Source organism: uncultured Sutterella sp., from assembly GCF_937923675.1.
Lineage (GTDB): Bacteria > Pseudomonadota > Gammaproteobacteria > Burkholderiales > Burkholderiaceae_F > Sutterella.
Map to the genome: position 1 here is coordinate 1 of NZ_CALDXB010000041.1, position 5,546 is coordinate 5,546.

A 5,546-nucleotide genomic window follows, 5' to 3' on the forward strand; every position below is an offset into this window, starting at 1 on the left:
TGAAAATCAAAAGATTCCAGCTGAAATTAGAAATTAATGTGCGTCAGCCCTGGAGACGAGCCTTAAGCCAAAGTCAAAGCAACTTGAGCTTTATGAAAACGTCATGCAGTCCCTTCAAACGGCAACCGACACGCAGAGTGCCGTTTTAACAGCAGTCAAGGCACTCTGTGAGGAAGATCAGCAATTTTTGCCGTCGCTGACGACGAAAGATGGTAAAGCCCTGAAGCCTGAAGCAATTTGGCAGGAAGCCTCCGGTTCCCGGTGCGATCGAGTGCGCAATCTTGCGAAGAAGCTTCTGGACTTTCAGAAGGCGCTGAGCGGAGACTTTCAGGGGCACCTCGTTCAGCTCATGATGAAGAATCTGGCAAAGCACAATCGGCAATATTTCTGCGGCAAGGATGTCGACAAGCTTCTGCAGTGCGCATCAACTGAGAGTTGCGGAAGAGACGGGTTCTATCGCGTCCAGGGAATTGATAATGATGCAAAGCTGTTGTGCCGGGTCTGCATGAGGATCGCTTCCATCGCCAAGGGGAATAAATCGGAAACGGGGACCCCGGATCTGATGCTGGGTCTCGGATCCAGTTTTAAAGCCTTTTTCAACAGTTCGGTCTACAACAAAAAGGTGAAGGGGGATGCTGCAAACCCGCGGGTACATGAATACGTAGAAGCGTTTCTTGACCCTCTCAAGGAGGAACTTCAAGACATTCATCACCCGAAAGTACGGAAAACCGTAAAGCTGATCCTTCATAACCTCTTCGAGTGCGGAGAAAAGACGGTGGTCTTTTGCGAGTGGCAAAAGACCGTGGATGCTATTGCTGAAGTTGTGGCGGCGGAGATTCAACATCGCTTTGATAAGGAAAAGGATGCGGCGCTGCAATGTTTTGACCAGGTCTTAATGAAACATCTGAAGGTTCAGGAAGATCGTATTGGGGGCCAACTGCAAAAACTAACGGCGGCGGAGGCCGGAAGCTTAATTCAGGAGGCGTTGGAGGAAGCTGCAAAGGTGTCGTTTGAAGCCGCTTTTCCCGGGAAACCATGGCATCTGACGATGGATCAGGCTCACTACGACGTGCGAACAGTGCTCGCATTACGGTGGGCTGAAGGGATTGTTCTGGAAGATAGAGAGAACACTGAAAAGGTCAGACAGCAAATCATGGCTGCAGCAGATCAGCTTCTCGGAAGGCCAGAGCTTTCCTCAAATGCCGGAGATGATTCGGAGTCGACCAACGCATGCAACTTCAATTCGGTCCGTAAACTGAAAGGCGACACCGACAGGCTGGATCGTTCGAGGATAGTGGCAAGTTTTGCGTCGCCCGATGCGCCGGCCGTTCTTGTCTGTACGCCGGTGAGTCAGGAGGGCGTTGACATGCATCTTTTCTGCCGGCGCATCATTCTTCACGACCTCAACTGGAATCCAGCGAAGCTTGAGCAGCGCATTGGACGAATCGATAGACGCGGCTCTTTAGCCGCAGTCAGCGGCAAGCCGGTAATCGTCGCCGTGCCGTTCCTGTCTGCCAGCTACGACGAGTACAAATATGAGGTTTTGCTTGAACGTGCGGACCTGCAGGATTTTGTTTTCGGCCGGAAAAACTGGGTGATTCTCGAGCAATCGGCAAATGACGACAATGCTGCCGGCGGCAGTCGCCGGCGCAATCTTCCAGACGCCCATCAGAAGCGGAAAGAGGAGCTTAAGAGCGACAAAGCAGATAAAGAGAAGGATACTGAGGAGGAAGAAGAGCTGGAGCCAAGCAATGACGGCTGCAACGCGCCGGAGACCGGCGCGGATATGTGGAAGAAGCGGCCGCTCATTGGTCCCCTGGTGAAGGGAATGTTCAAAGTCGACCTGAGCCTGGAGGCGGTGAAAGAAAAGTATCGTGGACGATGAAAGTGTATGTTAAATATTCATGAGGTGTTGACGGAAAGAGTCCGCAATTCTGTTGCCTAAAATGAACCAATACCGAGCAGCGCGGCTTCAGTCATGCTTGCTGCCGCTGCTGCCTCGTATGGGAAGCGAATTCTTTTGTTTGGCGCGTTTTTATGAACCATCACATCGGGGAATCAAATTGCCCAGATGTTGTGGCTCACCGCGTTCGCATCAAGCGGCACGGGTTCCGGGACAAGAGAGATGAGCGCGGCGGTGCCGCAGCCCGACTTGATCTTTCTGAAGGATCGAATGCTCTTCAGCATGGAGATTCTGGGTGTTTCTGCCGCCTTGATCTCAACGGGGAAGAATCTGTTTTGACAGCGTATGAGCAGATCTATCTCGTTTTGATCTGAATCGCGGTAAAAGTAGAAGTCCGGTGTCAAGCCGTTGTGAAGCCAGCTCTTGACGATTTCCATAACCACGAAGGTCTCAAAAATGACTCCGGCGTTGTAATGAGCTGCAGCTTCCTTCGGAGTCCGAATGCCCATGAGCCTGCAGAGGAGGCCGGTGTCGATGAAGTAGAGCTTCGGGCTTTTGACGAGGCGCTTCCCGATGTTTTCGAAAAAGGGCGGCAGCATGAAGATGAAGCCGCTCGCTTCGGCGATGGCAAGCCACGTTCGGGTGGTCCTGATCGTCAGTCCGCAGGCCTGAGCCAGTGCGGTGCAATTGAGCACCTGACCGCTCCGGACCGCCAGCGTCCTTAGAAAGTGCCGGAAAGCCAGGCGCTTTTCGATGGAATTGAGCTGCGGAACGTCCTTCTCAATGACGTTGTCGATCAGCTTGTCGAAGAAAATCTTCCGGTCATCTCCGCTCAGGCTCTGAGCTTCGGGAAAGCCGCCCTGAAACACGATTTTCCAGGTTTCGAGAGGCGAGCGGGCTTCAAGCTTCTGTTTCAGACTGAAGTCCGGAAGGTACGGCTGCTGCTCGAGGCCTTTGCTTTCACGTTCGTATATCGAGAGCGGCAGGAGGTTGAGCAGGGCAATGCGACCGACAAGCGTGTCGGCGATTCCTCCCCCGGGCGCCGGGCGCTGAGAGCCCGAGAGCCAGAAGAGCCCGCTGTCGTCCCGGGAGTCGAGGAAGGTCTCAAGCGCCGGGAACAGCGCCGGCGCCCACTCGATCTCATCAATGATGGCGTGCGGCGGACAATCGGCAATCAGCTGGTCGGGCGCATGCATTGCGTTGTCGCGGATTTCGTGCTCGGCGAGCGTCACGTACGGTCTGTCGCTCCCGAAATGCTTCATGAGCTCGGTCTTTCCCGTCTGCCGCATGCCGGAAAGAAGAATGCCTTTGGAGCTTCCTGAAAGCTGCGGGATGACTTTTTCGAGCGTCCGTCGGAGATATGCCATGACTTGCCTTTCCTGAATTTCAGAACCTTTAGGTTCGTTTTTTCAGGAAGAGAAATCCTGAAAAAACGGATTGCCTGTCGATGAAGCACTCGGAAATCAGAGCTTCTTTTCCGGAGGCAATACAGGAGAAGTCTGAAGGATGATGCCTTCACTCGTTAGAACGTCTGGGACTCATGGGAAGCAAGAAAAACACGTATTCGTTCAAAGAAACCGGCGAGTTCTGCCGGCGTTCGCAGCTCAATTTTGGTGAGCGCGGCCATTCGATAGTGGTCGACAGTTCGTTTGGAAATGCCCAGCTGCTCGGCAATCTGCTGGCTCGTGAAGCCTTGTGCTACTTTTTCAGCAATTTCTTTTTCACGTTCACTGAGCGATCTGAATCGCTTCAGTTCATCAAGCAGATTGGTTGCCCCGCCTCTGCGGGCGCGGTCCTTTTCAATGGCGCGCGAGACTGCCGGCAGGAAGGTAGCCGGCTTTATGGGCTTTTGCTGAAAGTCGCATGCCCCGTCGCGCATGGTCTGAACAGCCATGTCGATATCGCCGTGAGCTGTCAGGAAAATGATAGGGCACTCGTAGGCTCGCCCGGTAAGAATTTCCTGCAATTCAAGCCCTGACATGCCGGGCATCCGTACATCGAGAATGACGCAGCCGAGTCGACTCGGCATGTCGCCGGCAAGAAATGCTTTAGGGTCTGCGAAGGAGATGACGTCATATCCTTCGCACTTCAGCATGAATTCGAGCGAATCTCGAAGGGAGGGATCATCGTCCACAATTCGGATGAGAGGCTTGTCAGGATTCATTGCTTCGCTTTTCTTCGTTCTGAAGCGGGAGGATCAGGAGCGCTGTGAGGCCATTAGGCCGGCGGCGCGCGAATTTGAGTCTTCCGCCAAGGTTTTCTGCAATCGTGCGAACAATAGCCAGTCCGAGACCAAGCCCTTCAATCTTGCTTGATGTCAGGATGGAATTGAGCTTTTCGAAGCTTTCGTCATTCTGCAGCGGGCCGTTGTCGCAGATGGAAATGACGGCTCGGCGGCGGTCGTCCGCTCCTTCGCAGCTGTCAAGAATAAGAGAAACCTCCCCATTCTCGGTATTAGCGACAGCCTGGAGAGCATTTCTCAGAAGATTCTGGATCGCGAGTTCGAGCTCCATGGGATCGGCATGGATGAAATACGTTTCTGCTGGCGCGGTAATGGCTACTTTCACCGGAGAAATCCTGGCATCGTTGAGGGTGCGCACGGCTTTGCGGCAAAGTTGACCGAGATCCGTCCGCACTCTTGCGGGTGCTTCGCCTTTGGCATAGCTTCGCACTTTGCCGACGATGTCTTCGGCTCGCTCTGCCTGAGACCGGATGGAGCTGATGCCTTCAAGCAGGATATCTGCAGGCGCACGAACGTCGGTGTCGAGCATGCGCTGCAGGCCCTGCGAATAGCTCACGATGGCGCTCAAAGGCTGTCGAAGTTCGTGAGCGATGATTGACGACATTTGCCCGACTGCGCCGGCACGTCTGAGCGTCTCCATGCGCTCAGAGGCAACGCGCGCCTTTTTTTCGCTTTCCTGCTCGCGGCGAAGCGCATCTTTGAGTTCAGCAGTGCGCAGGCGCACAAGGTAAGAACTCCGGGCAGCGTGAGCTGCAAGGCCGGCAATAGAGAAGAAGAGCAGCAGGACATACGTTTTATATTCGTCCCAGAACCGTTTCCAGGTCCAAGAACGCAAATATTCGTACGGCCCCCGGCGTATCGCACGGTACAGATTGTCGACGCTCGAGAAGTCGCTCGCAATTCCCCAGCTGAGATCATGCGGCCCGGGAGGCATCGAGAGAAGAGCCTGAGTGGCAAGTCTTGCATTTTGCGGGGAAAGCCGGGGCGTCGCGAAAATCGTCCAGTTGGGATAAAGCCTGGTGGAAGAGAGGCATCCTGCGGGATGAATGCCGGGCTTCACCGCTATCGGCTTGATGTCGCTTACGTCCTCGCCGGCATTTGCGAGTTCCTCCAGGAAGCATGTGCGCACGACGGCGATATCGGCGGCTCCGCTCCTGAGAAGATCGAGTTCCCGCGTCATGTCGTGGCCGCTCGGGATCAGGTCGCTGAAGAAGCGGTCCGGGTTGAAGCTTCGGGACGCGATTTCACCGAGCGCAATATGCCAGCCGGCAAAAGCATTCGGCCCTGTGGCCGTCGCTTTTTTCCCCTTCATATCCTCAAATTTGTCAATGTCTGCACGTTTCCTGAGGGCATTGGCTAGTCGAATAAAATGTTATCAAACCTCCCATAACGCGCAGAATA

At 54.3% G+C, this 5,546-nt stretch carries 4 protein-coding genes; 1 reads left to right on the forward strand and 3 read right to left on the reverse strand.

All coding sequences use genetic code 11. From position 1 onward, the window contains the following. Positions 1 to 103 precede the first annotated feature (103 nt). Entirely contained in the window at positions 104 to 1,885 is a 1,782-nt protein-coding gene (locus Q0106_RS05115) for a helicase-related protein (RefSeq protein ID WP_297609782.1), read from the forward strand. Between the two features lie 173 nt (positions 1,886 to 2,058). Here the strand turns inward: Q0106_RS05115 and Q0106_RS05120 are convergent, their stop codons facing one another. The 3 genes from Q0106_RS05120 to Q0106_RS05130 all read right to left on the reverse strand — a co-directional run bounded on the left by Q0106_RS05120 (position 2,059) and on the right by Q0106_RS05130 (position 5,511). Then, the gene (locus tag Q0106_RS05120; RefSeq protein WP_297609785.1) at positions 2,059 to 3,270 is read right to left on the reverse strand and encodes a DUF4143 domain-containing protein; all 1,212 of its coding nucleotides are present in this window, start codon (positions 3,268 to 3,270) and stop codon (positions 2,059 to 2,061) included. 155 nt (positions 3,271 to 3,425) lie between these two features. Next, complete coding sequence (locus Q0106_RS05125) at positions 3,426 to 4,067, reverse strand: response regulator (RefSeq protein WP_297609788.1); 642 nt, start codon at positions 4,065 to 4,067, stop codon at positions 3,426 to 3,428. Beyond that, positions 4,057 to 5,511, reverse strand: a complete 1,455-nt coding sequence (locus Q0106_RS05130; RefSeq protein WP_297609791.1) for a sensor histidine kinase — start codon at positions 5,509 to 5,511, stop codon at positions 4,057 to 4,059. The genes Q0106_RS05125 and Q0106_RS05130 overlap by 11 nt, the downstream gene beginning before the upstream one ends. Between the last annotated feature and the right edge of the window lie 35 nt (positions 5,512 to 5,546).

Bases quoted from the DNA above. Each gene is read 5' to 3' on its own strand.
- Q0106_RS05115 (WP_297609782.1), top strand. From the start codon at position 104: ATGCAGTCCCTTCAAACGGCAACCGACACGCAGAGTGCCGTTTTAACA.
- Q0106_RS05120 (WP_297609785.1), bottom strand. From the start codon at position 3,270: ATGGCATATCTCCGACGGACGCTCGAAAAAGTCATCCCGCAGCTTTCA.
- Q0106_RS05125 (WP_297609788.1), bottom strand. From the start codon at position 4,067: ATGAATCCTGACAAGCCTCTCATCCGAATTGTGGACGATGATCCCTCC.